28 protein-coding genes are annotated in these 26015 nt (G+C 43.4%); 16 read left to right on the top strand and 12 right to left on the bottom strand.

The genetic code is table 11. The features are described from left to right. Positions 1 to 243: 243 nt before the first annotated feature. The 4 genes from nrdG (at position 244) to IX91_RS19680 (ending at position 3391) form a co-directional block, all read left to right on the top strand. Positions 244 to 711, top strand: a complete 468-nt coding sequence (gene nrdG / locus IX91_RS19695) for an anaerobic ribonucleoside-triphosphate reductase-activating protein (RefSeq protein WP_004743742.1) — start codon at positions 244 to 246, stop codon at positions 709 to 711. 174 nt (positions 712 to 885) lie between these two features. Then, positions 886 to 2067: an amino acid aminotransferase gene (locus IX91_RS19690; RefSeq protein ID WP_004743741.1), complete on the top strand. Its 1182-nt coding sequence runs from the start codon at positions 886 to 888 to the stop codon at positions 2065 to 2067. Between the two features lie 62 nt (positions 2068 to 2129). After that, positions 2130 to 2786 carry an ATP-dependent zinc protease family protein gene (locus tag IX91_RS19685; protein WP_038197756.1) on the top strand — a complete coding sequence of 219 codons (657 nt, stop codon included), beginning with the start codon at positions 2130 to 2132 and terminating at the stop codon, positions 2784 to 2786. 212 nt (positions 2787 to 2998) lie between these two features. Beyond that, positions 2999 to 3391 (top strand): NUDIX hydrolase, encoded by a 393-nt coding sequence (locus tag IX91_RS19680; RefSeq protein WP_004743737.1) that lies wholly within the window; start codon positions 2999 to 3001, stop codon positions 3389 to 3391. Positions 3392 to 3475: 84 nt separating this feature from the next. On the opposite strand, the gene IX91_RS19675 is transcribed toward IX91_RS19680, so the two are convergent. Beyond that, positions 3476 to 3949, bottom strand: coding sequence for an FKBP-type peptidyl-prolyl cis-trans isomerase (locus IX91_RS19675; RefSeq protein WP_004743735.1), 474 nt, complete (start codon positions 3947 to 3949; stop codon positions 3476 to 3478). 17 nt (positions 3950 to 3966) lie between these two features. Then, entirely contained in the window at positions 3967 to 4587 is a 621-nt protein-coding gene (locus tag IX91_RS19670; RefSeq protein WP_004743733.1) for a thiol:disulfide interchange protein DsbA/DsbL, read from the bottom strand. A 277-nt stretch (positions 4588 to 4864) separates the two neighbouring features. Between IX91_RS19670 and IX91_RS19665 the strand changes: the two genes are divergently transcribed. Both IX91_RS19665 and IX91_RS19660 read left to right on the top strand, forming a co-directional pair. Then, entirely contained in the window at positions 4865 to 5482 is a 618-nt protein-coding gene (locus IX91_RS19665; protein ID WP_004743731.1) for an OmpA family protein, read from the top strand. Positions 5483 to 5748: 266 nt separating this feature from the next. Beyond that, entirely contained in the window at positions 5749 to 6900 is a 1152-nt protein-coding gene (locus IX91_RS19660) for an HD-GYP domain-containing protein (protein ID WP_004743730.1), read from the top strand. 67 nt (positions 6901 to 6967) lie between these two features. On the opposite strand, the gene IX91_RS19655 is transcribed toward IX91_RS19660, so the two are convergent. Next, entirely contained in the window at positions 6968 to 7213 is a 246-nt protein-coding gene (locus tag IX91_RS19655; RefSeq protein ID WP_004749658.1) for a YgjV family protein, read from the bottom strand. Between the two features lie 301 nt (positions 7214 to 7514). Beyond that, complete coding sequence (locus tag IX91_RS19650) at positions 7515 to 7832, bottom strand: DUF496 family protein (RefSeq protein ID WP_004743727.1); 318 nt, start codon at positions 7830 to 7832, stop codon at positions 7515 to 7517. 184 nt (positions 7833 to 8016) lie between these two features. Here IX91_RS19650 and IX91_RS19645 point away from each other — a divergent pair, with 184 nt between their 5' ends. From IX91_RS19645 to luxQ, 6 genes are all read left to right on the top strand, one after another. Further along, positions 8017 to 8211 carry a hypothetical protein gene (locus IX91_RS19645; protein WP_004743725.1) on the top strand — a complete coding sequence of 65 codons (195 nt, stop codon included), beginning with the start codon at positions 8017 to 8019 and terminating at the stop codon, positions 8209 to 8211. 34 nt (positions 8212 to 8245) lie between these two features. Then, positions 8246 to 8899, top strand: a complete 654-nt coding sequence (locus tag IX91_RS19640; protein ID WP_004743724.1) for a YceH family protein — start codon at positions 8246 to 8248, stop codon at positions 8897 to 8899. Beyond that, positions 8899 to 9201 (top strand): GIY-YIG nuclease family protein, encoded by a 303-nt coding sequence (locus tag IX91_RS19635; protein ID WP_004743722.1) that lies wholly within the window; start codon positions 8899 to 8901, stop codon positions 9199 to 9201. The genes IX91_RS19640 and IX91_RS19635 overlap by 1 nt, the downstream gene beginning before the upstream one ends. An 85-nt stretch (positions 9202 to 9286) precedes the next feature. Continuing rightward, complete coding sequence (locus IX91_RS19630; RefSeq protein WP_004743721.1) at positions 9287 to 10444, top strand: conjugal transfer protein TraF; 1158 nt, start codon at positions 9287 to 9289, stop codon at positions 10442 to 10444. Positions 10445 to 10591: 147 nt separating this feature from the next. Next, positions 10592 to 11689, top strand: coding sequence for an autoinducer 2-binding periplasmic protein LuxP (locus tag IX91_RS19625; protein ID WP_004743720.1), 1098 nt, complete (start codon positions 10592 to 10594; stop codon positions 11687 to 11689). Beyond that, complete coding sequence (gene luxQ, locus IX91_RS19620) at positions 11689 to 14235, top strand: quorum-sensing autoinducer 2 sensor kinase/phosphatase LuxQ (protein WP_004743719.1); 2547 nt, start codon at positions 11689 to 11691, stop codon at positions 14233 to 14235. The genes IX91_RS19625 and luxQ overlap by 1 nt, the downstream gene beginning before the upstream one ends. 47 nt (positions 14236 to 14282) lie before the next feature. On the opposite strand, the gene IX91_RS19615 is transcribed toward luxQ, so the two are convergent. The 4 genes from IX91_RS19615 to yccS all read right to left on the bottom strand — a co-directional run bounded on the left by IX91_RS19615 (position 14283) and on the right by yccS (position 18498). Beyond that, complete coding sequence (locus tag IX91_RS19615; RefSeq protein WP_004743718.1) at positions 14283 to 15542, bottom strand: hydroxymethylglutaryl-CoA reductase; 1260 nt, start codon at positions 15540 to 15542, stop codon at positions 14283 to 14285. Between the two features lie 88 nt (positions 15543 to 15630). Beyond that, entirely contained in the window at positions 15631 to 15912 is a 282-nt protein-coding gene (locus tag IX91_RS19610) for a hypothetical protein (protein WP_004743717.1), read from the bottom strand. Positions 15913 to 15965: 53 nt separating this feature from the next. Further along, the gene (locus tag IX91_RS26700) at positions 15966 to 16127 is read right to left on the bottom strand and encodes a hypothetical protein (RefSeq protein ID WP_004743716.1); all 162 of its coding nucleotides are present in this window, start codon (positions 16125 to 16127) and stop codon (positions 15966 to 15968) included. Between the two features lie 202 nt (positions 16128 to 16329). Beyond that, positions 16330 to 18498: a YccS family putative transporter gene (yccS, locus tag IX91_RS19605; protein ID WP_004743715.1), complete on the bottom strand. Its 2169-nt coding sequence runs from the start codon at positions 18496 to 18498 to the stop codon at positions 16330 to 16332. A 244-nt stretch (positions 18499 to 18742) separates the two neighbouring features. Here yccS and helD point away from each other — a divergent pair, with 244 nt between their 5' ends. Both helD and cutA read left to right on the top strand, forming a co-directional pair. Further along, positions 18743 to 20803: a DNA helicase IV gene (gene helD / locus IX91_RS19600; RefSeq protein WP_004743714.1), complete on the top strand. Its 2061-nt coding sequence runs from the start codon at positions 18743 to 18745 to the stop codon at positions 20801 to 20803. 9 nt (positions 20804 to 20812) lie between these two features. Continuing rightward, on the top strand, positions 20813 to 21133 hold the full coding sequence (gene cutA, locus IX91_RS19595; RefSeq protein ID WP_004743712.1) for a divalent-cation tolerance protein CutA: 321 nt from the start codon (positions 20813 to 20815) through the stop codon (positions 21131 to 21133). Here cutA and IX91_RS19590 read toward each other — a convergent pair. After that, on the bottom strand, positions 21097 to 21708 hold the full coding sequence (locus IX91_RS19590) for a DUF2238 domain-containing protein (protein ID WP_004743711.1): 612 nt from the start codon (positions 21706 to 21708) through the stop codon (positions 21097 to 21099). The two genes, cutA and IX91_RS19590, sit on opposite strands and share 37 nt — an antisense overlap. Positions 21709 to 21939: 231 nt before the next feature. Here IX91_RS19590 and IX91_RS19585 point away from each other — a divergent pair, with 231 nt between their 5' ends. Both IX91_RS19585 and IX91_RS19580 read left to right on the top strand, forming a co-directional pair. Beyond that, a complete protein-coding gene (locus IX91_RS19585) occupies positions 21940 to 22779 on the top strand; it encodes an isopenicillin N synthase family dioxygenase (RefSeq protein WP_004743710.1) in 840 nt (279 codons plus the stop codon). A gap of 131 nt (positions 22780 to 22910) precedes the next feature. Continuing rightward, positions 22911 to 23528 carry a DNA-J related domain-containing protein gene (locus IX91_RS19580; protein ID WP_004743709.1) on the top strand — a complete coding sequence of 206 codons (618 nt, stop codon included), beginning with the start codon at positions 22911 to 22913 and terminating at the stop codon, positions 23526 to 23528. A 58-nt stretch (positions 23529 to 23586) separates the two neighbouring features. Here IX91_RS19580 and IX91_RS19575 read toward each other — a convergent pair whose 3' ends face one another. The 3 genes from IX91_RS19575 to IX91_RS19565 are packed head-to-tail and all read right to left on the bottom strand — an operon-like array spanning position 23587 to position 25990. After that, the gene (locus IX91_RS19575) at positions 23587 to 24534 is read right to left on the bottom strand and encodes an ABC transporter substrate-binding protein (RefSeq protein WP_004743708.1); all 948 of its coding nucleotides are present in this window, start codon (positions 24532 to 24534) and stop codon (positions 23587 to 23589) included. A 9-nt stretch (positions 24535 to 24543) separates the two neighbouring features. Continuing rightward, positions 24544 to 25245 (bottom strand): ABC transporter ATP-binding protein, encoded by a 702-nt coding sequence (locus IX91_RS19570; RefSeq protein WP_004743707.1) that lies wholly within the window; start codon positions 25243 to 25245, stop codon positions 24544 to 24546. Then, on the bottom strand, positions 25229 to 25990 hold the full coding sequence (locus IX91_RS19565; protein WP_004743706.1) for an ABC transporter permease: 762 nt from the start codon (positions 25988 to 25990) through the stop codon (positions 25229 to 25231). Before IX91_RS19565 ends, IX91_RS19570 begins: the two co-directional genes overlap by 17 nt. Between the last annotated feature and the right edge of the window lie 25 nt (positions 25991 to 26015).

Genomic DNA, 26015 nt, shown 5'->3' with positions numbered 1-26015 from the left:
AGAGGCTTTGAATTGTAGTTGCTCTACCTGATAAGCCGATAATGCAGCAGAAAGGAGCCACAAACGCTGCCCGAAGGGTTCGGCTAAAAGCGTTTTACTCTTTGTTGAGAGGTGTTTTGCTTAGAATGACTAGGCGGCAAACCTCTCGCCGCGATTAAAACGCTTTTATCTCGAACAAAATTTAACCGCAAAAGGTCAACAGACCCTAGACGTTAGGGCTCATTTTATTTTAAGAGCGATATCATGAACTACCACCAGTATTATCCAATCGACGTTGTTAACGGACCGGGCACACGATGCACACTGTTTGTGTCGGGTTGTATTCACCAGTGCCGAGGGTGTTACAACCAATCGACGCAACGATTAGATTCTGGTGTGTTGTTTACTCAAGAGGCGGAAGACCAAATCATCGCGGATCTCAACGATACGAGAATCAAGCGCAGAGGTTTGTCCCTATCAGGTGGCGATCCGCTTCATCCTGCAAACGTACCGCACATCTTAAAATTGGTTAAACGCGTCCGACAAGAATGTCCAGATAAAGATATTTGGGTCTGGACGGGATATACACTTGCAGATCTAACTGACGAGCAAAGGGAAATTACTCAGTACATTGATACGCTGATTGATGGTAAATACGAGCCAGACAAACGAGACTTAAACTTAGAGTGGCGGGGGAGCTCGAACCAAATCATCCATAGCTTCAAGCTGTAATATTGAAAATCAACCAGTAGATCTCTCTGTGGGAAACGTAAAAGTTAAATAATTGTTAATCTACTTGGTTTTTTATCCTGTTTTGCTCTGACAGGATGAAATTTTATTTCTAGATCTATCGATTAGATGGTAAGTTGAAGTTCGTTACTTGAATTTCAAAGGGTTGTGACTTTCATGTTCTCTCATTTACCGACTCCTACATTGGATCCTATTCTTTCTTTATCTGTTGCATACCGCAATGACCCACGTGCTGAAAAAGTGGATCTTGGCATTGGGGTATACAAAAACAGCGCTGGCGAAACACCAGTGATGAGAGCAATTTCTCAAGCTCAAGATATCGTTGTCGCTGAGCAAAAAACCAAATCATATGTTGGCCTAGCAGGCTGTGAAGAGTTTAACCAATCGATGGTTAATCTGCTGCTTGACGGTACTTCAGCCATGGATCGCGTGGCTGCAATTCAAACACCGGGTGCGAGTGGCGCGTTGCGCATGCTGGGTGACTTAATGAAAGTGGCTCAGCCTAATACCACGGTCTGGATCTCTAATCCGAGTTATGTCAACCACCGTCCGGTTATGGAAGCCGCTGGCTTAAAAGTAAAACATTACAGCTACTTTAGCCCTGAAACTAAGCAAGTCGATGTCGACAAAATGATGTCAGATCTTGCTCAAGCAGGGCCAGAAGATGTTGTCTTGCTCCACGGTTGTTGTCATAACCCGACAGGTGCTGATATCGATTTTGCTGCTTGGCAAGCGATCACTGAGCTCTCTCAGAAAAATGGTTTCATTCCGTTTGTTGATATCGCGTACCAAGGCTTTGGCGACGGACTTGAAGAAGACGCCAAAGGTCTACGCTTTATGGCGGACAACGTCGAAGAAATGCTGATCACTACGTCTTGTTCCAAAAACTTTGGTCTGTACCGCGAGCGCACTGGCGCTGCAATAGTTGTTGGTAAATCACAAGGCGAAGTGAACAACGCAAAAGGCAAGTTACTGACGCTTGCTCGCGCAACTTACACTATGCCACCTGATCACGGTGCAGCGTTGGTTAAGACCATTTTGCAAAGTGACCAACTGACAGGTGTGTGGAAACAAGAATTAAGTGAAATGCAGCAACGTTTAGTCAACTTGCGCCAGACTTTATGTAATGAATTGAGAAATAAACACAATACTTCACAATTCGACTTTATAGAAAGTCACAAAGGTATGTTTACTGTGCTAGGCTTTAGCCAAGACCAGATGACGCAACTCCGTGAAGAATATGGCATTTATGGGGTAGGCGATGGTCGAATCAATATCGCTGGCCTGACTGAAAAGGACATTCCTTACGTAGCCGAAGCGATAATTAAAGTTTCTTAAGTGTAATGGGGCTCGTTAAGCCCCATTTTGAGCACTTCTGTTTTGTCGAGTTAGGTGAACAAATGAATAAAACGTGGAAAACACTGATTCCATTTCTTTTAAGTGGCGGTTTGATGGCGTGTTCAACCACAGGACAACAGCCCGTCGAGCCAGAACAGAAACCTCAAGTCGAACAACCTAAGGAAGAGGTCGAAAAACCTAAGGTTGAAGAGCCAAAAGAAGAGGTTGAAAAACCAGTTAAGCCTGAAGAGAAACCAAAACCTCCAGTCGTCAAAGAGCAACCTAAGAAAACCCAAGACGGAAAGCTTTTGTTAGGTGCTGAAGAGTGGGTTTATGTACCTGGCTTAGAAGAAAGCTTCAAAGCGCGTGTAGATACCGGTGCTACCACATCTTCTATTAGCGCTGTAGATATTGTTCCATTTGAACGTGATGGTAAAGACTGGGTTAAGTTTAAAATTGAACACGATGGCGTTAAGAGCAAGGAAGTTGCACTCCCTGTTAAACGCTGGGTTAAAGTCCGACAGTCTAGTTCCGAAGATTCACATAAGCGTGCTGTTGTAGAAGCTTGGGTTCAACTAGGTGATTTGAAAGACAAGACAGATTTTACTCTAGCGGATAGAACGCATCTTACGTTCCCATTGCTACTTGGGCGCAGCTTTTTCAAAGATGTTGCCGTTGTCGATGTTAGCCAGAAATACATTCAAGACAAATATAAATAGCCTAGCTAAATCACCAGTTATAAAGCCAGCACACGAATAATGTGCTGGTTTTTTTATTGCTAGATCATGTTTTTATCGTTTGCGTCTGTGAATTCTATGCTATTGAGTTACTATTTTCGCGAAAGTAGTCGGACATTAAACATCCACAGCGATTCCCCCTACTAATCACTCGTTGAGGATGTTACGAGAATATAATTAGAAAGGAGTCAGATATGAAACACCTGTCGATGGCTATCGTACGTAAAAATGGCAAGGTACTGGTTCAAGAGCGCTATCGAGCAACAAAAGGTATGGTTTTCGAGTTTCCTGGTGGAGCGGTTAATGATAATGAATCAGGTACCGATGCAGCCGTACGAGAGCTATACGAAGTGACCCAAATGAAAAGCGTAAAGCACTCTGCTACGTTTAGTGCGATTAACGATTTTGGTGGTCGCATCTATTACGCGATATTCAATGCCAATGAACAACAAGAGCCTCTGGCGATAGATACAGAGCGACAACAAAAATTCCATTGGATGTCACCAGATGAGATTCCGCTGGATGACTTTTATAAGGCAGATGTTGATTTTATTAAGCGCCACTTACTGGAAGAACAACGAGTTTAGTCTTTGACTAAAAAGAACAAAGCCAATCAAGTCGAACCTTGATTGGCTTTTTTATTTTAAAGGTTTAAGACTTTGATATTTGAGTTATTTGATTTCCAATAGCTCAACATCAAAGATAAGGGTAGCCGCTGGTGGGATTGGCCCAGTACCGTTCTTGCCATAAGCCAGTGTGCTAGGGATGTAAAGACGGAACTTATCACCTACAGACATATAAGTGAGACCTTCTTGCCAGCCTTTGATCACTTGGCTTAGCTTAAAGCTAATCGGTTCACCACGCTCTACTGAGCTATCAAATACGGTTCCGTCCAATAATGTTCCATGGTAGTGAACTTTCACTGTGCTCGATGCGGTAGGGCGCTCGCTGCCTTCGCCTTTATGTAGCACTTCATACTGAAGACCACTTTCAGTCATGACAACGCCTTCTTTCTTTTCATTTTCAAGCAAGAAAGCTTGGCCTGCCGCAAAGTTTGTCTCGCTAGCTTTGTGGTTTGTGTATGTACGATAAATGAAGAATCCCGCAAGTACGAAAATGATAATCGGGAAGACAAATTTAGACATAAATCCTATCCGTTGAATTAAGGTTGAGTAAGTAAGAAGTTGATGGTTTCAGCAATGCCCGCAGCATCTTGATGACCACTGGTAATAATCTGATATTTACCATTGACGATAAAGGTTGGTACCGCATTGATCTGACCTTTGGTTGTAATATCATCCGCGATTTGCATCGCTGCGAACAGTTGCTTTTGTTGCACTTCGTTGAAGTCATAAGGGCTAACTAGATCACGACTGTGGAAAACGAGGTCTAGCGCCGCTTTCTTTTCTGAAAGTGTTGCACCATCGCCCATTTGAGTGGCAGCAAACATCTCTGTCATCATGTCGTGGTCAGGCTTTTTACCTAGTTGCATTTCGGCAGCGTAGTAAATCATCGCGCCAATTTGAGCGCTCTCATTGAAAGTCACATGAACTTTGCCGATGCTTTGCCCAGTGAGCTTTTCAATCTCAGGTATTTCGTTTTCCATATGACGGCAGTGGCCGCAGTTCAAAGAGAACACTTCAGTGACTTGTGGAAGTCGGAAAGTTGAGAGGTTGGCAGGGAGTTGCTCGTACTGTTTGCCTTCGACAGGTTGAGAGTTTTCAGAGCAACCAAGGATCAATGCTGACGCGGCGATCATTAAAAGCGACGCAATTTTTTTCATATAATTTTCTCTAATAGTCGCGAGACAACGTGATTGGTGCTTCAATGCGTTGACTCTTGAATGATTTGTTTGTTGATTCTACTTGTTCCTATCCGGAAGAGAAACATAAGTGCAGTGCTTTGAGGGCTAAAACTATTTCTAATCGTGAACTTTGATTATTGCGTGTACGAATTTCACTATAATGACCATAAAAGGAAAAAAAGTTATCGCAGTGGCTAAAGTAACGGCGAGATTGCCGATATAGATTATGTATCGGCATGGAACTCACGGTGAATCAATGAAGTACTTAATCTTTCCTTTAATTCTAGCGCTCTCTGGGTGTGGCAGTTTGCCAGACGATATGACTATGCTAGGAGGAGACCTTCTGGATACAGCGCCAACGTCAGACTTCGAAGTGCGTTATCCAGAGTGGGGAGCTGCGCCAGTATTAGCTTCTTCTGGTGTCAAAGGGCCGATGGGGCAGCAACGTACACAAAGCTATAGCGATCTTCAGAACTTCCTTGTTAGCAACGGTGTTGATTATGAATTGCTTCCTGGTAACCATGTGATGGTCAAACTGAAAGATACCATCAAGTTCAACACTGGCTCTTCGCATGTTTCTCCTGACTCTAAATACTGGTTGAATATGATGGGTAGTTATCTATCGACACAGCCAGGAATAGATATCGTTATCGATGGTCACGCAGATAGTACTGGAGCGCCAACGTTCAACGACAAACTCTCGATTAAGCGAGCAACAGCCGTTAAACAGCAACTGGTGAGTAACAATGTCGCGATGGACTCAATCTTTACACGCGGATATGGTGAATATGTCCCTGCGTGCACCAATAAAACCAAAACAGGTAAAGCCTGTAATCGCCGAGTAGAAGTGCTGTTTATTGTCGCGAATAACTAAACCGAGCCCATTTAAATGCCGCAAACGCCACGACTTAATCATCGTGGCGTTTTCGTTTTTAAAGGGCAATGCGATCTTGATAAGGCAATGCTGGTCAAAGCAGCGAATGTAAAATGAAAGTGAGTATATAAAAACCACAAATTTTATGATGAAATTCTAAGTTTCTGATTTTACTGGTTATCGTAATGTTAACTATTTGATAACGTTTATCTCAACTATGAGATATTGTTTCCAAAAAAATTAGAATACTAAGGATGTGAAGTTACATGGTTAATTTCTCTTTAATCAGCCAAATTGCCAGTGAAAACACAACGATTACATCAAAGCTCGACTCGATCTATGTACACGCTACAGAGGCTTATTCTTCGCTATCTCGGTTCTCTATCGCTCTAATTGGAGAGAGCAAAGTGTCCAATTACTACGTCAAAGATCGTTTTTCAGAGAGTGGGAGCTACGACTTTACCGAGCATAGACTGACCGAAGGCTCTTCGTTAACCAGTGTGGCTTTAAAAGCTACGGTTCGGGTTATCGATCAACTCTCTTCGATGCTTCAAACTGAGCGCATTCAAGAGCTGATTCGATTGGGCCATCGCAGCAGTTATACATTTCCAATATCGTTTAAGGGCAAAACGATCGGATTCATTTTCATTAATGCTAGTGAAGATGCTTTTTTCTCACACCAAGATATTGCACGTGATTTTACATTCCTATCTCAAGTGACTTCGAGTCTCTTTGTTCAGCTTTTTGAGAGTCAACGACACTTTCAGTCGAGCCTAAAACTCGCTTTAAAAATTGGCCATGCGCGCGATCCTGAAACGAAAGAGCATCTAATTAGGATGGGCATGTATAGTGAATTACTGGCAAGAATTCTCTCTAAGACTATGGAGGAGATAACGCATCAATTTATCCATCGAATACGGCTATACTCCCCATTTCACGATATTGGTAAGTATATGATTCCAGATGAGATCTTATACAGTGACAAGATCTATACTGCCGAAGAAAGAGCGATCATGAATAATCACACCCTATTTGGTGAAGAGATAATCGATGACGTTGTGGCTCATTGTGAGCAAGAAACCATTTCTAATGCGGAAATTAGTTTTATCAAGAATATCGTTCGGCATCATCACGAGAACTATAACGGGGCGGGTCTACCAGATGCACTTGAAAGCGATGCTATCCCTTTGGAAGCGCGAATCGTCACTCTTGCGGATGTCTTCGATGCGCTGCTCAGTCGTCGAGCATACAAACCAGCTTGGGAACTGGATGATGTACTGATCTACATTCAAGCTAACAAGGGCAGGCTGTTTGATCCTGTCCTTGTCGATGCACTGACAGACAACATTGAAGATTTTACACAAATAAGATTGAGATACTTGGATGAGGCAGAAACGAGTCGGTCTCTACTTTCTTAAATCGACGTAATAAAAACGCCCCAAACTAGCACGCTAATTTGGGGCGTTTTAAAATTGCGGTGGCTAATTAAGCGGCGCTTTTAACTTGCTCGCTTTTTTTTTCGCTTTGCATTTTTGCAAGAAAGTAAACGTTAACGCATGCAATAAAGCCGTTAGTGACAACCACAGGCCACGCATCAATCATCAAACCGTACGCAGTGAATAGTGCACAACCAATGAAGTTCAATACTCGTAGTCTAACGATGTCTTTCATTGTTAGTGAAATCGCAACCATGATTGACGCTGCGTAACCTAAAATTTCAACCATATCCATAATTTGACCCTCTATAATTTTTGCCGACGTCGGTCGGTACCAATTCTTCTCTTCTTGAGATAAGTGAGGAAGCTCCGTGCCTCGAATGGTCTAAATGATTAACTGGTGTGAAATATAACAGGGCTAAATGTGTGATGAAAGCCCCAAAAATAGGAACGGAGAAGGTTAGCGATTACGCAAACGTTTTACGTTACCTACAGAAATATAATAACCAATTATGTTGGTTAACAGCCGAACTATTATTCGGAAAAAATAAAGCCCACACAGTAGTGTAGGCTTTGATTATGAGCAGTAATAGAATTTACTTCTTCTTACCTTGAATCACTTTGTCTTCTTCAGTTAGCTCGCGAATACGGCGGCTAATGTCGCGACGTTCTTTAGAAATTTCTGCGCTCTTGATGATGTGGTCATCGACACGATCTTCGTAATCGGCTTTCATGTTTTTGATGATGCCAACGATTTCTTCGTTGCTCATGTCCGCTTTAATGTAATCAAGCAGGTTTTCTAGTAGGTCAACACGCTTACGGTTGTCACGTACTTTCTTTTCATTATCAATAAGCTCACGCTTTAGCTTATTCTTACGACGTGCTTGAGACACGATTTCAAATACACCACTCATAGGTCCCTTTCCTAATTTTCGAATAACTAACAAGGATTAAATCACAACAAACCGCATGAGAACAGTCCTAAGATCAATCATTACAGTACGTTGACGGTTTTATCGCCAATCTGTTTGCATCTAATTGAGAGTAATGAAACTTCGAGATATGATTCAAGCATTAGAAGCTTATGTGTAATCCAAAATGCGAATGTCGCAGATCGTTATCCCGAAGTGTGAGTCTGAAGAGCAAACTCCACGAGCAAGCAAGCTAGTTAATGCTTATAAAAAAGAGCGTACTCGACAAGAAGTGACCGAAGTAGAGCTGAATCGAAGCAAAATAGTGATGATCGATGAGAACGGAAATATTAAAAAGGTTCCCATCCTCGCCGAGCACTAGTGCAGTGTTTGAAAAGAAAGAATAAGGAAATAACATGAATATCGAGCTATCCCCAGTAGAGGCACGTGTCATTGGCTGTCTTATCGAGAAAGAAGTCACTACGCCTGACTACTATCCCCTGACACTTAATAGCTTAACGACGGCATGTAATCAAAAAAGTAACCGCGAGCCGGTATTGTCGCTCAGTGACGCGGAAGTGCAAGATGCTGTCGATGCGTTAATTGCTCGTAGACTTGTTAGTGATGAAAGTGGCTTTAATAGTCGAGCCAATAAATTCCAGCACCGTTTCTGCAACACAGAGTTTGGTGATCTTAAGCTAAGCAAACAAGAAAAAGGCATCGTGTGTTGCCTACTTCTGCGCGGAGCACAAACTCCAGGCGAGCTTCGTACGCGAACAAATCGATTAGCAGAATTCTCTGATGTCAAAGAGCTAGAGTCTGTGCTAGAGAAGATGGCGTCGAGAGAAGAAGGGGCGCTAGTGGTTAAGTTGCCTCGTGAGGCGGGTAAGCGTGAATCTCGCTACATGCATCTGTTCAGCGGTGAAGTTGATATTGAAGCGTTAGCGAGCACTGCACCAGCACCTGCGGGTAATAACAACAGTCGACTTGATGAGTTGGAGCAGGAAGTGGCTAGTCTTAAAGCAGAATTGTCTGAATTACGTTCACTTGTTGAGCAGCTCACTGAATAATGCCAGAACAAGAGCCAAATGAGCTCGATGCGTGTTCGAATTGGTACGTATACTTGATTCGAATGCGCAACAATGCGCTCTACTGTGGCATTACGACAGATGTACAACGCCGCTTTCAACAGCATCAGCAGGGCGTCGGGGCTAAAGCGCTTAAAGGTAAAGGCCCGTTAAAACTCGAGTGGTTTAAGCCCGCCGGAGCAGACCGCAGCACTGCCTCTAAACTCGAATATCAGATCAAACGCCTACCAAAATACAAAAAAGAGCAACTTATCGCCACTCAGCAAAATTTTGTTGTCGATTGATATGGGACTAATTGATTAATAATCCTACAAACTTCTGATTTTGTATTAATCTTGATTATGAGTAATAAAAAAGGTTGATACGGATATGAATCAATTAATTAAAATATCAGTGGTGGTTAGTTCCTTAGTCGTAGTGGGTGGAACCCATGCAGCAACCGTGGTGCCTGATGGCCGCGGTAACGGGATGGGTAATACGGGGGTAACAAGTGCGGATTATGTTCTGGCACCTTTTTACAACCCCGCGCTAGTTTCTGTTCATCGCGATGAAGACGATTTTGGGCTACTTGTTCCTGCAATAGGAGCAAACCTGAGAGATACAGACGAAAACATCGATACCATCGATAGCTTACAAGATACCATTAAAGCATTTGAAAGTGGCGGCAGTACGGACCCCGCGCAAGCTGCTCAGCTTAATGGTTATCTCACTCAACTCTCTGACAACAAACCTTTAGCCGTGACGGGTGGTGCTGCACTAGCTGTCGCTTTCCCAATTAACGTGGTATCTGCAAACGTCTTCTCACGAGGCTATGCTGAAGTTATTGCAGCACCGAAAATCGCTCCGAATGGTGGTGATGCCCCAGCCAGCGTTAAGACGCGCTATGAAGCGTCGAATGTGGATATGATCGCCTTCGGTTATACCGAGTTTGGTATTGCATTTGCGAAACGTTTTACTATTCAAGGTCAAGATGTGTCGATTGGCGTCAGCCCCAAGTATCAACAGTTGAAAACTTACAAGCAAAATATCTCGGTCGAGGACTTTGATGTCAGTGATTATGATAAAAGTGAAACCAAAAAGAATACTTTTAACCTCGACTTAGGGGCTATTTGGTTCGTTGATGATTACCGCTTGGGTTTTGCTGTTAAAGATCTGTTTTCCAAGGAAATCGATACATTGAATATTGCAGGGGTTAGCACCTATAAATTGAACCCTCAGGTGACGGTATCGGGTGCTTATACCATGGAGTATTTTACAACAACCATCGACTGGGATTTAACTAAGCAAAAACGTTTCACCGAACTTGCCGATGACACGCAATTTCTACGTCTAGGTGTTGAAGGTAATGCATTCGGCTGGGCGCAGTTGAGAGCTGGCTATGAAATGGATATCGAAGATACCTTAGACAACTCTTTTACCTTAGGAGTAGGGATAAGCCCGGGAGATTTGGTCAGTGTTGATCTGGCAGGTAGTTATGCGGGAGACAACCAATTTGGCTTATCTGGGAATTTATCTTTTACGTTCTAATTAGGATTAGGCATAATTAGAAAAGCCGAGAAAAATTAATAAGTTGCATATTACAAAAGCAATCTTGGCTTACTAATTAGTCTTTGTTATATAAAAGACTAATATAATAAATATATGTTCTGTTTGGCTAGATAAAGAGAGAACCAAATGTCTAAAAAAGCAATATTGCCTTTACTGGTATTGTGCTCATTTTCAGCTTCGGCTCACACCACTCAAGTTCTGAATGGATATTGGCAGTATGACGAATATCTAGAAGCACACCCAAAACAAAAAGAACTGACCGAACAGCTGAGTCAAACGGTTAGAAAGTACCCAACCCCGCTTACAACGCAACAATCTTCACCTATCTCTATATCGGTGGTCTATCCCGGACAGCAAGTCTCAGATTATTGGAGTCGCAATATCAAGGCGTTCGAGATGCGTTTAGAGAAGCTTGGGGTGAACTATGAAATTAATCAGGTATTTACACGCCCTAGTGTCGATGTAAGGCAGCAAAGTTTGTCGCTATTAGAGGCCGTTCAAAACAAGGCGGATTACCTTATTTTCACTCTCGATACCACGCGACATCGTAAGTTCATCGAGCATGTATTGAGTTCGACAGACACCAAGTTGATTTTGCAAAACATCACGACGCCGGTGAGGGCTTGGGATGAACAGCAACCTTTTATGTATGTCGGATTTGATCACATTAAAGGGACGCGGGTGATAGAAGGGTACTACAAAAACAGTGTCCCTAAAGATAGCCGCTATTCCGTTCTCTATTTCTCTGAGGGCTATGTTAGTGATGCTCGAGGCGATACCTTCATAGAGGAAATGAGCCATCATGACTCCTATAAACTTTCTTCCTCTTTCTATACTAAGGCGACACGAGCTTCAGGTTATGAAACGGCTAAGATTGCTCTGAACAGAGATCCGGATATCCAATTTATCTATGCTTGTTCGACAGACGTGGCGCTTGGAGCGGCAGATGCACTTGCGGAACTGGGAAGGAAAGATATCTTACTGAATGGCTGGGGAGGTGGTACTGCCGAACTAAAAGCGATAGGTGAAGGCGCTCTAAATGTCACCGCTATGCGTATGAATGATGATACGGGTATTGCGATGGCCGAAGCAATCAAATGGGATTTAGAGGGTCGTAGCGTTCCTCACGTGTACTCGGGCGATTTTGAGCTAGTGACCAACAAAGATAGCACCGCGCGTATCGAGAAGCTTAAGCAACGTGCATTTAGGTATTCTGATCAGTAATGCGATTAAATAAAGAACAAGGCAGAAAGCGCCAACTCGCGACTATACTAACCAATTCAATTTTCCTTTGTATTGGTGTGTTGATCGTGGTGATAGTCCTTCAGAACTATCAGGTCAATCGTGATGTTGTTGAGCAAGAAGTTGCTCGAACTAAGCAACAGACGAAAAGCCTTGTTCAAGAGATTTTTAACCTTAGAATCAAATCGTTAGAGATTACGCAAGATAGCTACAGTCGCAACAAACTACTGGTAGAGGGCACCCAAGAAGAAGATATCCATTCTCTAGACCGTTTTTTCAACAGCATTGACCAGCTCTCACCTGATGTCGCGCCAGATTTTCGCTACATAATAAGCGGAAATGAGTTGATTTGGGATGACGGCAACTATCAGTTTTATGGCATATCTATGAGTCAGATTAATCATTTAAGTAAGGAGATGATGACTGGCCCCGATTGGCATATTTCACAGACGCCATCATCTCTTGGTGTACGTTACCTCGGGATGCGTCGTACGGCGATAGTTGATATCAACTCTGGTGAGGTTGTTGGTCATCTTTACATTGGGATTGTACTAAACAACAACTTTTCTTTGGTTAACGCGATTGCGAAAAGTGGCAATGCCGACGAGATTTTGTTGGCTGTGGGTTCTGAGGTCATAGCAACAAATACAAAAAAACAGAGCACTAAACACATTGAGTGGTTAGAACAAGCTTCTAAGTCACTCAATGCAGGCCGTTATATGGTCTCTAGAACGGATTTAACGGTTAACAATGTTCCGACTTTTCTTTCAGTTTACACGGTACAAAGCAATGAACATGTGATGACGTTTGTTCGCAGTCATTATATTTGGATCACAATTACCGCAATGCTGGTCATTTGCATTGCGGTCTACACGCGAGTTTGGTTAGGTAAAAGAGTATCGAATGAACTACAAAGTTTGATGCATTATACCGATGCGACCATTCAGGAGCAGAAAGTCAGTAAGTTTGTCGGTTCGAGTATTGAAGAATTTGATCAAATCGGAAACTCGTTTGAACGCTCCTTTAAGCGACTGCATGAACAAGAGAAACAATTTACCGAACTGTTTAATTTTTCCTTGTCGCCGATTACCTTGTGGGATGCTAATGGAGAGCTGAATCGATTTAATCCTGCAGCTGAGAGGTCATTTCGTCGCGGACAAGCGCAGCAACAACTCATTGACAGCTTAAAACCACATATCCGAATGTGCGCACAAGGGGCGACACTAACAGGCATTAACACCACCATCGCGAATAAGACATTTCGCTGGAACTTATCGCCTATCTCTAGCGACAATCGCATCACTCATATCATGGCTCAGGGACAAGACATTACCAGCTTTATCGAGGCTGAACGTCAAAGTGAAGCCGCACGAGAGCAGGCGGAAGAATCAGCACGAGCTCGCGCGGACTTTCTTGCTCGCATGAGCCATGAATTAAGAACGCCGCTAAATGGGATACTCGGCGTATCTCAGTTGCTAAAAGGCAAAATGGAGAGTGAACAAGATGTCGAACACATGGATATTCTGTGTAACAGCGGCGAACATTTATTAGCGGTGCTCAATGATATTCTAGATTTCTCCAAAATAGAGCAAGGTAAGTTCCACATTGAGAAGAGTGCCTTCAGGCTCATTGAGCTAACCAGTACCGTAGACAAGATATTTAAGCCACTCTGTGATAGCAAAGAAGTGGATTTTGTTGTTGAGAGCAATATCGAAGATGATTTATGGGTCTACAGTGATCAAGTGCGCTTAAATCAAATTATCTTTAACCTTGTCAGCAATGCCGTTAAGTTTACCCATGAGGGCAGCGTAAGAATCGTTCTGAATCGGGAACGTAAAAATGGCGGCTGCATATTCACTATTGATATTCAGGACTCCGGTATTGGCATTGAACAAAAACGCCTAAAGGATATTTTTGAACCTTTTGTACAAGCTGAAGCGACTACCACACGTGAATATGGAGGGAGCGGTTTAGGTTTGGCGATCGTCCACAGCCTTGTGAATCTGATGGAAGGTGAAGTAAGCGTCGATAGTGTCGTTGGCAAAGGGACCCGATTCACTGTCAGTGTGCCTCTGCAAATTGGTACTGAAAAAGTGGTGAGTGGAGGAGGGCTTGAGGCTGATCCCGCGACTTTGTTTAGTGAAACTCTTCACGTACTTTTGGTTGAAGACAATCACACCAATGCCTTCATTGCTAAAGCTTTCTGTGAAAAGTATGGGATGAAAGTGACTTGGGTAGAAGATGGCATTAATGCTATTGATCTGCTTAAGACAGATACATCTATCGCTTTGGTATTAATGGATAACCAACTGCCTAATTTAGGCGGTATTGAAGCGACTGAAATTATTCGTAATGACTTAGGTCTTAGCGTGCCAATTTATGCTTGTACCGCAGATGGTATGCAAGAAACGAAAAAAGAGTTTTTACGGGCTGGGGCAAACTACGTGATTGTTAAACCAATCAAAGAAGCAGCATTGAACAAAGCCTTTATCTACTTTAAAGAGCATCATTACTCGTTGGTGGAATAACATTCACAGGGCGCTGCTTACAAAGGAGCGCCCAAAAATGTTAGTGTCTAACGAGCTAGTTTCTGATGAGCACGAGAGAAGTGATCTGCGCAAAATGCGCCTACGATAGAGAGTTCACCAGCTAAGCATAAAACTGCAGCGACTTCTGCTAACGCTTTTGCCTTTCCGTTACCGTGTAACCCCATAATGTCTAAACAAGCTTTCTGTGTTGGTAATCCTGTCCCTCCACCAACTGTGCCAACCATTAAGTTAGGTAAGGTAACGGAAGCGTACAGACCGCCATCCTGATTTACTTCCATACGAGTGATACCCACTGCGGACTCTGCGACACAAGCTGCGTCTTGACCGCAGGCAATATAGAAAGCCGCCAAGGCATTTGCGTAGTGTGCATTGACACCAATGCCGCCACTAAGGGCTGAGCCTGTTGTGGTGACTTGGCCAAAACGTGTCATTTTTTCTGGGGTAGTGTGAAGGTATTTCTCAACCAGAGCTTTGTCTAGGTGAATCTCTGCCGTCACCTTCTTTCCGCGAACGTGGCGCAAGGTATGAGAGTTTGGTTTTTTATCACCAGACAGGTTGCCATCGAGGAACGCTTCTCTTGGCTCAATCGGTGAGTGGTCCAATATATAGTGGTAAACTTCATTGGTTGCAATCGTAACCATATTTTGACCTGAAGCGTCACCGGTATGGTACTCAAACACCAGGTAGACATGGTTACCTTCGATATTGACGTTAATATCGTGCAACTTCCCGTGTGATGTCGTCGACTCGGCAAGATGTTTAAAATGCTCGTACTGAGTCACAACCCAAGCCACAAACTGACCTGCATCGACTAACGAGTCAAACACAAACACGGGAGTTCGTGTTACTCCTTCATTGATTAACATCGCGCTTGCACCACCCGCCTGAGTAATCAATTGGGCACCTCGATTGTATGAAGCCACTAGCGCTGCTTCGGTTGTCGCAAGTGGAACAAGATAATCATCATTAGCGTGAAGGCCATTAACTCGCAAAGGCCCAGCGACACCGACTGGCAGCTTCACAGTGCCAATAAAGTGTTCGATGTTCTTATTGTATAACTCGGCATGAGCTAGGGTCTGCTCGTCGAGTAGCAGCTCTTGTTGCGTTAAATGGTCTAGTTTAGACCAGCGTTTGGCAATAGCCTTCTCAGATATATAAGGGCTTGGTGTTAGCCTCAACGAAGAGCGTTCAAAGTGCGGACTGAGTTTTTGTTCTAATGTAGGTCCGTCAGATTCGGGTTGAGTGAAAAGAGTTTTATCTTGGCGAGAAAGATTTAGTTTCGGCATTGCGACTTAAAGCGATAAATTTGCGTGCATTCTAGCGTATGGAGTAGGGAACACAATGGTTGCTTAACGGATTGCTACAATTTCGTCGCTAAACATGAATATCTAGCAGTGTCCCAATCATTTCCTGATCTCTTTGAATGACGTTCGTACCAATTTTACTGTACTGCTCAGCACTATTCAGTTTGGTCAGAGAATCAATATTTGATGGTGGAGGGGTAACTTTAAACTCTACCTGGTTGAAGTCGTAGGTATTGTCTTTAGGCATGGGTTGGAGTTGCTGATTACGTTGTATTTCATGCGCAGCGTCTTCGGCCATCTTAGATGACATATCAATGATTTGATAACCAGATTGAACAGAAGAAACAGGCATAAGCACCTCCTTAATTTAAGCTTAAGGCGTGATTGCATTTTGAGCAAGTTGTGCTATGAAAATAGGCTCGATATCATTTTTAACTCTTCATCATTCACGACAACTCTATCGTCAGAATCGAGTTTATTGTTGATTTCACCTCTTAGCATTCTCAGTTGCTGAGGGGTGAGTGATTTGAGCTGAGCTCTCATTGCTTCAAACTGTTGTGGAGTCATGTTGTTGCACCTGCTAATCGTTGACGTATCAGATTTATACAGGTAAGAGATGTCTCCTTTCATCGCCTTACTCTCGTACGAATAACCTTACAGATAAGTTTATTTTGACACTGTCGGTTTTTTGTCCGAACAATGTCAGGGCATGTTAAGAGTAAGTAAGCAGCTACGGAAACTTGTGTAATTAAAATATCAAGTTTGGCTATTATTCAGCCAACTTATGCGCAACACGCACTGCAAACTTGCTGGCTAGGGAGTGCAGTTCTGGTAGCATCCGATAAACCAGATGCAATTGTTGCAAAACCATACGTACAGAACTGTCATCCTCTTCACGCCACTCAGCGAGGCGCTGCTCTAGCACTGGATCGTCAATGTCTGCGGTATCACATGTATCGCAGTGCTCGTTTAATTGAGTAAACAACACGTTTAAGTGCTGGTGGATTACGCGATGAGCATCAAGGATCAACTTATGAGTCTCCTCGTCAGCGATACGTGTTCTGTGCGCACCTAATGCGGAGATATAGCTCAGCAGGGCGTGGTTCAATGTCAAGAAACGGTAGCTTTCATCAATGGCGGAAACATAACGACCAGGCTCGGCAAGCATATTACTAATTGCTGTTGTTAAGTTCGCATCTTGGTTATGAGCGTTTCGTCTCGACACTCGGTAACTCAAACTGTCTTTTTTACCCACTCGATATTGGCCAATAATTTGACCAAGGTAGTGTTGATTAGCCCCGATAGCGTCGGCCATCACTTTGTGCAGGCGTTTTGACTGCCAATCAGGGAGAATAAACGTCACTGCAGCAACCGCGAGAATACAACCAACTAAGGTATCAGCGATACGCGGCAGAATAACATCAAAGCCTTGCCCTAACTGGTTAAAACAGAACAGCACTAATACGGTGATAAAGCCGGTCGCATAGCCATAGTTTGCGAGCCTAAATGCGAAGAAGGCGACCCCCGAAACGACGACAAGCAATAATTGGCTTTCTTGCGAGGGGAAGAGGGTTAATAGCGGTACACCGATAACAATACCTGCGAACGTGCCGAGTACCCGCGCAACCAGTTTTTGCCTTGTGGCACTGTAGTTGGGCTGACAAACAAACAGTGTTGTGAGCAGAATCCAGTAACCGCGCTCAATACCAAACAACTGGATAATGCCATAACCAAGGGTCAGTGCAATTGACATTCTCACAGCATGCCTAAACAGCATAGAGTCTTTAGTGAAGTTAGATTTTACTCGCTGCCACATCACCTTCAAGGTGTGTGCCTCTGTATCGTCTAAAACGTCTTCTTCAAGTTTGTTGGTATCTGGGTTATTGACATTACTTAGCTGCTTTTCAACTGTCGCTAAGTTATTAAACAGGTAACCGAGCTGCGCAAGTAGTGAACGCCATTTAGGGTTATGTTGATCTTGAAGATAGGTCAGTGAGTTTTGCAGCTCATCAAGCGCAAGAACAGAGTCATCGTTATGCTGATACTCTTTACCGAGTCTTATCGCCTCAGCAATCTCGCGGCACGACGTTGCTTGGTTTTGTAGTAAGTGTTTAAACCGAAACAGAACATCAAAGCGTTCAAAATGCTCTGCAAGCTCTTGATAGCGATAGTGAGTCGAACTGATTCGCTCATGAATATCTTGAGCAAGAAAATAAGTATTTAAAAATCGGTCGCTGGCTCCGTCTACATGCCCTCGCTTAGAGCGAGTTAAAAACGTCGCCTTGCAAGAGTTAAGGGCATTAACCGTCGCGGCATTGAGTCTTGCTTCTTCAATTCGATGAGGTTGGGGCTTAAGGTTTGAGACGGGATAGAACAGCTGACTCTTTGAATCGAGATAGTTGGCTAGCTGCAAAAACACGTTTGCCAAACTCTGCTGAACAGGCTGCATAGGCCACAGTGCATGCCATACCATCGAAACGAAATAGTACCAAGCTGCACCGGTAAGAAGCATAAGAGGTTGAAACCAGACATTGGTACTTTCATGTGCGCCTAGCATGGTATAGATAGCGATGAGAAGAGAACCAAAAGCGATACTGGCATATCTCGGGCCGATAGCACCCAACATGATGAAACCGAACGTCGAAATAAACAATCCGATTGCGAATAGCCAAGGTTTGGCAAACAGCATCTCGATAGAAAGAGCAGCAATGGCAAAACAGATCAATGTTAACGACTGGGACTTTAGTCTTCCGGTGAAACTGTCGTCACTCTCTGCAAGTGCAGCAGCAATAATCCCCAGAATTAAAGGAACGATAAGCGTATTGAGTTGTAAGTACCATGTTGGTATCACCACGCCTAAAAGGGTAACGAGAATAAGAAGGCTATAGTTAAACGTTTTGTTTGCCCAGTAGTGGCGGAGCTGACTATATAAATTCACTATCAGATAACTTTGTATTCGCAAGTGGAGCTAAATTAGCATGCTTTATATGGTAACGACCTGATCTAAATAAAGATACCAGAGAGTTTGCAGAACTTTTGAACAACAAACGGGTTGACCCCATTAAATTGATCAAATTACTGTTTAAAACAAAGACCTTAACGAGAAAATTTGCCGGAAACTTATAAAAAAGGATAGGTAATTAAGTTATGATGCTGATAAGACAGATTATAGGCTAAAAAGAATGCAGCTAACCGCTAACAAGACTGCACAGTTTTTTGTTCAACACGAATACCACCACATCGAGATTACCTCAGATTCACTCATACTCAGTTCGGAATCAAGCGAAGAGCATATCCCGTTCAATGTTTGGAGTGGGCGAGTACAAGTTAAGAATGGTCTCATTTGGGGTGGTTTGATGTTTTTTGCTCATCAGCATGACGGGCAGCAGAGAGCTTGGTTAGTGCAAGGGCTTCCTTTAAGTAAATGTCGTGAGTTTGCCAGATACGCGGTTGCTGCCTATCAACACTGGCATAAGAATCAATGTCAGCAGCTGATCAAATACTTGCCTCAGTGGGAGGAGAGTGTACAACGCTTTCAGATCCAACCTTCATTTTTGACCCACTCGACGGTTGAAAAGTGGCAAGACCAATTAACAAATGATCTCCAGAAAATGGAGATTACGCTAGACGACGCGATGCTGCGCATGCCGAGTCGAATGGCATGTATTGAACCTTGGATTACTCGCTCTGATGCGGAATTAAGCACACGAAACGAGCAGTGGATGGAGACAGAGCTTGAGAACTGGCAGGTACTTTTCTCTCAGATAGAATCGTCCCCATTAAATTACTCGCAGAAAAGAGCCGTCTTACTTAATGACGATAACAATCTTGTTTTGGCTGGGGCGGGTTCTGGCAAGACAAGTGTGCTGACTGCGCGTGTTGCCTATCTTCTTCAAAGTCACTTAGCCCGTTCGGAAGAGATTCTGATGTTGGCCTTTGGTCGAGATGCCGCTGAAGAGATGAATCAACGCTTGAATGACAAAATCGGTTTGAGTGCAGAAGGAATAAAAGTTAATACATTCCATCAATTGGGCTTACAGATACTTAACCAAGTTGAGTCGCAGGGCGTGACTATTTCGCCTTTAGCACTGGATGATAATCAGCGACAAAACTGGTGTATTGACTGGCTGAAAAAGCATTGGATGACCCCAACTAACTTTAAGCGTTGGCAAAAACATCTATCTAAATGGCCTATTGCTTATTTGGCAGGTGACGATGAGTTAGGTAGCCATGTCGAAAACCCTAAACTGATCGCATGGCTGGAAAAGCAACTCATGCAGTTGTCAGCCACAGGAGCAAGCAAAAAAGAAATTCAGCAGAGGCTCGTTGAGCATCCTGAATATACGCGCCTGAACAGTGAACTCGCCTTAGTTTGGCCTTGTTTCCAAGCTTGGCAGCAACAGCTTAAAGAGCAAGGTCATATCGACTTTAATCTGATGATTACCCGAGCGACGCAATACGTTACAAAAGGCAAGTTTAAGGCACCTTGGCGTTACATTATGGTCGACGAATATCAGGACATCTCACCACAACGTCTCGCCTTGATTGAAGCGCTCTGTCAACAAGAACAAGGCTGCGTTTTATTTGCGGTAGGTGATGATTGGCAATCGATCTACCAGTTTGCAGGCTCAGACGTGGATCTTACGACAGGGTTTGCAGAGCGATTCCCTCACTCGACCGTTCATCACTTAGATACGACTTACCGATTCAATAACCAGATTGGCGAAGTAGCTAATCGATTTGTGCAACAAAACCCTGCTCAATTAGAAAAGCAGTTGAACAGTCATAAAGAGCAAAAATCGAAAGCAGTGACACTGATGCCTATCGCCAACGTTGAAAAGGTGCTTGATCAGCTCAATCGAAACGCCAAAGCGACCCAGAGTGTACTTTTGCTAGGTCGAAATCACTACCACAAGCCTGAACTATTATCCGATTGGCAAAAACGTTTCGGCTTGCTTAACATTCAATTTATGACTTGTCATGCCAGTAAAGGCAAAGAAGCGGACTTCGTAATTGTACTCAATGTCGATGAAGGTCAGTTTCCGGCCAGAGTGAAAGCTCTGCATATTGATGGGGCATTAACTCAAGCTGACGATCAGTTCCCATATGCTGAAGAAAGACGCCTTTTCTATGTTGCTATGACGCGAGCAAAGCGAAAGGTATGGATCACTTATACAGGAAGTGGGTCAAGCTTTATAAAAGAGCTAATCAACGACGACTACCCAATCATCAACCAAAAATAAGGGAAGGCAATGAGCGGCCAGTTTTGTATTGTTTTGACGACAACAAACCGTCAGGAAAACAGTCAGGGTATTATTAGTGCGGTGCTTGGCAAACAACTTGCTGCCTGTATCCAAACTATGCCAATTGAAAGCCATTATGTTTGGAATGGTTCTTTATGTAGTGACAAAGAAACCTTGTTGATCATGAAAACGAAAAAAGCGTGTTATGCGGAACTTGAGCAAGTTATCGTATCTGCGCATGATTACGAAGTACCTCAAATTGTTCAAGTTCCGTTCGTTGAAGGGTTTAACCCTTATTTAGCATGGATAGAAGAAAATACTCGATGCTGAACAGTCAGTAATATCAGAGAACTGATTGCGCCTAGCGTATCCATCAACATGTCTTTTTGAGCATCCCAAATATCACCTTGTGAACCTAAGAATGCGATGCCCTCGTCACCACCGGCAAGGGCGGCATACCACCATTCGATGATCTCATATCCTGCTGCTAAGGCCATAATAGCAAACAGCGAGTAGCTTGTTGCTATGCCAAATCCAAGCTTTTTGCTTCTAACAAGGTATTCTGCAATCGGGTAGGCATAAAGCCCTATCGAGAAGTGCGCTACGCGATCGAAGTTGTTGCGCTCAGAACCAATAAGTTGATTAAACCAGTCGAAAGGGACCTCGGCAAAAGTATATTTTGCACCAACGGTGTGTAAGCATAGCCAAACAAACATCAATACATAAGCGGTGTTTGAAAATGTATAACGGCGCGAGACTACCCATATGGTGACGAAAATTAAGGCTGCTGGAATGATCTCCGCTAACCAAACCGCACGTGACATTGGCTCAATAGCTGAAAATACAAAGACGAAGCTATAGGCAATTGAAAGTCCAATCAGTGTCTTTGAATAACTTCGATTCATAGAATCTCTCCTTTGGCTAGAATAGACCTATAATGACACTTAATAAAACACTGTTCAATTATTTTTATTTGGCGACTAAAATCTGTTCGTAGTCACAAAATATGTTGAAACTTAGTCTTTTTGCACACTCTATACTCAAATGAATGTCACTCATAGCTTATCGTTTGCTTTACTAAATTGTCACAACTACAATCGTTTGCTCACATACATAACTATTAGAAAGTAAAAGTCATGAAACTGGAAACTGTCGATTATCAAGCGGAAAATGCTGCCGAACTGTTTGTTACGTCTCTACGTGAAACAGGCTTCGGTGTGTTAAAGAACCACCCAATTCCAAAAGAGCTCGTTGAGTCAATTTACGAGAATTGGTACCAGTTCTTTATGTCTGAGCGCAAAAATGAATTTCATTTTAATGTTGAAACGCAAGACGGCTACTTCCCACCGAGTGTTTCTGAAGTGGCGAAGGGCCACACAGTAAAAGATATCAAAGAGTACTTCCACGTTTACCCTTGGGGGCAAATGCCTGAAGAGCTTAAAGAGCAAATCATGGATTACTACAACCGTGCTAACGCATTTGCTGAAGAGCTATTAGGTTGGGTAGAGGCGCATGCGCCTGTAGAAGTACAAGAGAAGTTCTCTGTTGCATTGTCAGAAATGATCAATGGTAGCAACAAAACCTTACTACGTATTCTTCACTACCCACCAATGACAGGTGATGAAGAACCAGGTGCTATCCGCGCCGCAGCGCACGAAGATATTAATTTACTTACTGTTCTACCAGCTGCAAACGAACCTGGCCTGCAAGTTCTAAGTAAAGAAGGCGATTGGTTAGATGTACCATGTGACTTTGGTAACCTGATCATCAATATCGGTGATATGTTGCAAGAAGCGTCGGGCGGTTACTTCCCGTCAACGACGCACCGAGTGATTAACCCAACTGGCGCGCGTCAAGAACAGTCTCGTATCTCGTTGCCATTGTTCTTGCACCCAAAACCTGAAGTGGTGCTTTCAGAGCGTCACACTGCAGACAGTTACCTGATGGAACGCCTGCGTGAGCTAGGTGTTATTTAATAAAAAGCTCAATAATGAAAGAGTCGCGAATGCGGCTCTTTTTTTATGGCGCAGGCGACATTTATCAAGCTAGAAACTCGACAAAGAAGGCTTTATGTCTTTTATTGAAAGTGAAGGAGATAAGGTAGTTTATGCAAGAACGACAAGAGCTCACTGCGCAGTTTCAGCAATACATGGAAAACCCTTTGCTTTGGCCAATTCTTGAAGTACTTCGGAAAAAGCCGAGCGGATGGAAAGTACATACACTAGCTTCTCATCTCGGAGAACTCGGTTTTATCCCACTGCTTGACGACTCACCAGAAAAAGATCTATTCAAGCGCAACTTTCTCATCATGAACGCTTTGTACCAGCTACAAGAAACACTTTATCCCGATAAGTGGTTACAGGTAGAGGCGATGGACATTATTTTAATGCCATCTCATCAAGTGCCTGGACATGAAGTTGATCACCACGACCCTCTTAGGGACTACTACATCCATTGGAAGAACTATGAAGCAGAAGAGGGTGAAGTAAAACGTCTTCTCAATGAGTTCTGGACTCGTTACCGCGAGTTTGTCGGAAGTACCAATGGCAAAGAGATGGACCGCGCCAAGGCGCTTAGCTTGTTTGAGTTGCCGCAAGATGCGAGCCAAACTGAGATACGCAAAACATGGCGTAAACTCGCATTAAAATGGCACCCTGATCGAGACAATGGTGATAGCGATAGATTTAGAGTTTTGTGTGAGGCTTGGCATATATTGCGTCACTAGGTAGAATTCATATAGGAAAGGTCGTGATTAACACGACCTTTTTAGTTTTATAAACAAATTATAGGTAGGTTGCCGACGTTGGCGCTACTAAGCTTTCCACATCTAGCCCATCACGCATTAGGCCGTTCTCTACTAAAAACTGGGTATCATTTTTCAGGGCTTGCATATCATCCTGACCAAAGTGACTGGCAAGAGCAGACCAATCCGTCAGTTTTTCTGCCTGTTCGTTAGATATGCCGTGCTCTGTCGCACCAATTGCGATTGCTTGCTGATGATTAGTTTTAATGTAATTCATCGCTTTGCGTTGAGCTTCAAGGTAGGCTTCAACTAGCTGAGGGTTTTCAGAGGCGAACTTATCCGTTGTAGCACTGATTAGAATTGGGTTGATGTAACCATCCGCTGTGGCGAGCACACGAGCACCACCATCTTGAGCTTTAAGAATATAGCTTGAAGTAAGAAGTCCAGCGTCGATGCTACCTGCCATTAAAGCGTTAAATGCTTTCGGCGTTGCCATATTGATGAATTTTACGTCCGACTGAGTCATGTCATTGGCAGCAAGCTGTGCGACTAGCATCTGTTGTACTACTGTTCCTTTAACACCAGCGACCTTTTTACCGGCAAGATCTTTGATATCCCCTTCAAACTTAGGCGAGACTACCAGAGAAAAGATTTTGCTTGGTCTTGCGACAGTACCAATCACCTTCAGGCTGTTTCCTTCTCGGTTTGCCATCAGGAAAGAGTTTGTATTCATCACAGATGCGATGTCGACAGAGCCCGAAGCCATGGCTTTCGCTTGATGAACCCCTGAACTGATTTTGTGCCACCCAACAGTTGCACCATGTTTTGCTAACTCTTGGTCTAAGATCCCTTGGTCGCGCATAACCATAAGCTGCAAGTTAAACGGGGTAGGTACGTAAGTTACGTTAACGACTTTTTTTGTTTCTGCGAAAGCGCTATTACATACTAATGACGCTGCTGCAGCACAAACTGCAATTAGTTTTTTCACTGAGTTCTCCTAATGGTTGAATGATTGCTGGATGATTGTTTGTGTTAGATGCTCACGACTTAAACTTGATTGTTTGACGTTGTATTCAAATTTAAAAACGCCATTTTCAATCACCAAAATACGGTCGGCGAGTGTGACTGCTTCTCGAACATCGTGAGTAATAAAGACAACGCTACATTGTGTTTTCTGATGGATACGTTTTAGTTCGGTTTGCATGTTCTGACGGGTCAATGCATCCAACGCGCTGAATGGTTCATCCATATACAGAAGATTAGGCTTCCGACACAAAGAACGGGCAATGGCGACGCGTTGAGCCATCCCACCGCTAAGTTGATTCGGGAAGGCGTCAATTTTGTCGAGTATGCCCGTTAACGTTAACGCGCTTTCAATAGCCTTGAGTGCCTCGTCAGAGTTTCGTAGCTGCTTGTTAAACGCTAATTGCAGGTTTTGTTTGACGGTATACCAAGGTAACAAGCGAGGTTCTTGGAATACGTAGCCTGAAACCAAGTTTTCTGCAGCTTGAATTCGCCCACTACAGGCCTCATGCATACCTGATAAGCATTTAATCAGCGTACTTTTTCCACAACCACTTTTACCTAAGACGGCGACAAATTCACCCGCTTCGACGCTTAGATTGACGCCTTTAAGGACATAAGATTTCCCTTGTTGCGGATCATCAAATGACTTGGATAGATTAGTGACGGATAGCATGTGCGGTAACCTTCTTAAAGATGAAATCTAAGCAAAAGCCAAGGACGCCAATAACGATGATACCTGCCATCGCTTTATCGGTTCGCGCCAGTTCTTCGGCATCAACAATGAGAAATCCCAAACCTGACGCAGCGGCAATGAGTTCTGCGCCCATCAAGGCACGCCAACTGTATCCAAACCCTAATCTAAGCCCAGTAATGATTTGTGGCAGTGCCGCAGGCAAGCGAATGTGTCTAACGATTTCACTTTGGCTAAGCTCAAGGCTTCGGCCTAGCTCTAGGTATTTCTTATCGACATTTTGTAAGCCTCCATACGCGTTGAGAAATACAGGGAAGAAAGAGGTAAACAAGATGATCATCAATTTTGGCGCTTCACCAATTCCCATCCAGACGATAAATAAGGGACTAAACGCTAAAGCAGGGATTGCGCGCAGACATTCAAATAGAAATTCGAAGTAATCGTATAGACCTTGAAAGCGAACAAATAGCATGGCGAATGCAATCGCTAATACTGCCGTTGTGCCGAACCCAATCCCAACTCGTTGAAGACTGGCACATATGTGTTCGGTTAGTTCACCGCTCATCAACATATCTGTGAATGCGGTTACGACCGTAATAGGTGAAGGCAAGATGTAACTACTGATATCACCATAGGTAGTGGCTAAGTACCATCCAGTTACGATAAGGGTAGGGACAACTAAAGACTTTAACCAATAAGTCAAAGAAGATTGAGAACTTAAGTCCATTGATTAAAAATGATAACTATTCTTA

Source organism: Vibrio tubiashii ATCC 19109, assembly GCF_000772105.1.
Lineage (GTDB): Bacteria > Pseudomonadota > Gammaproteobacteria > Enterobacterales > Vibrionaceae > Vibrio > Vibrio tubiashii.
The sequence above is the reverse complement of the archived record's forward strand: the minus strand, read 5'-3'. Positions and strand labels throughout refer to the sequence as shown.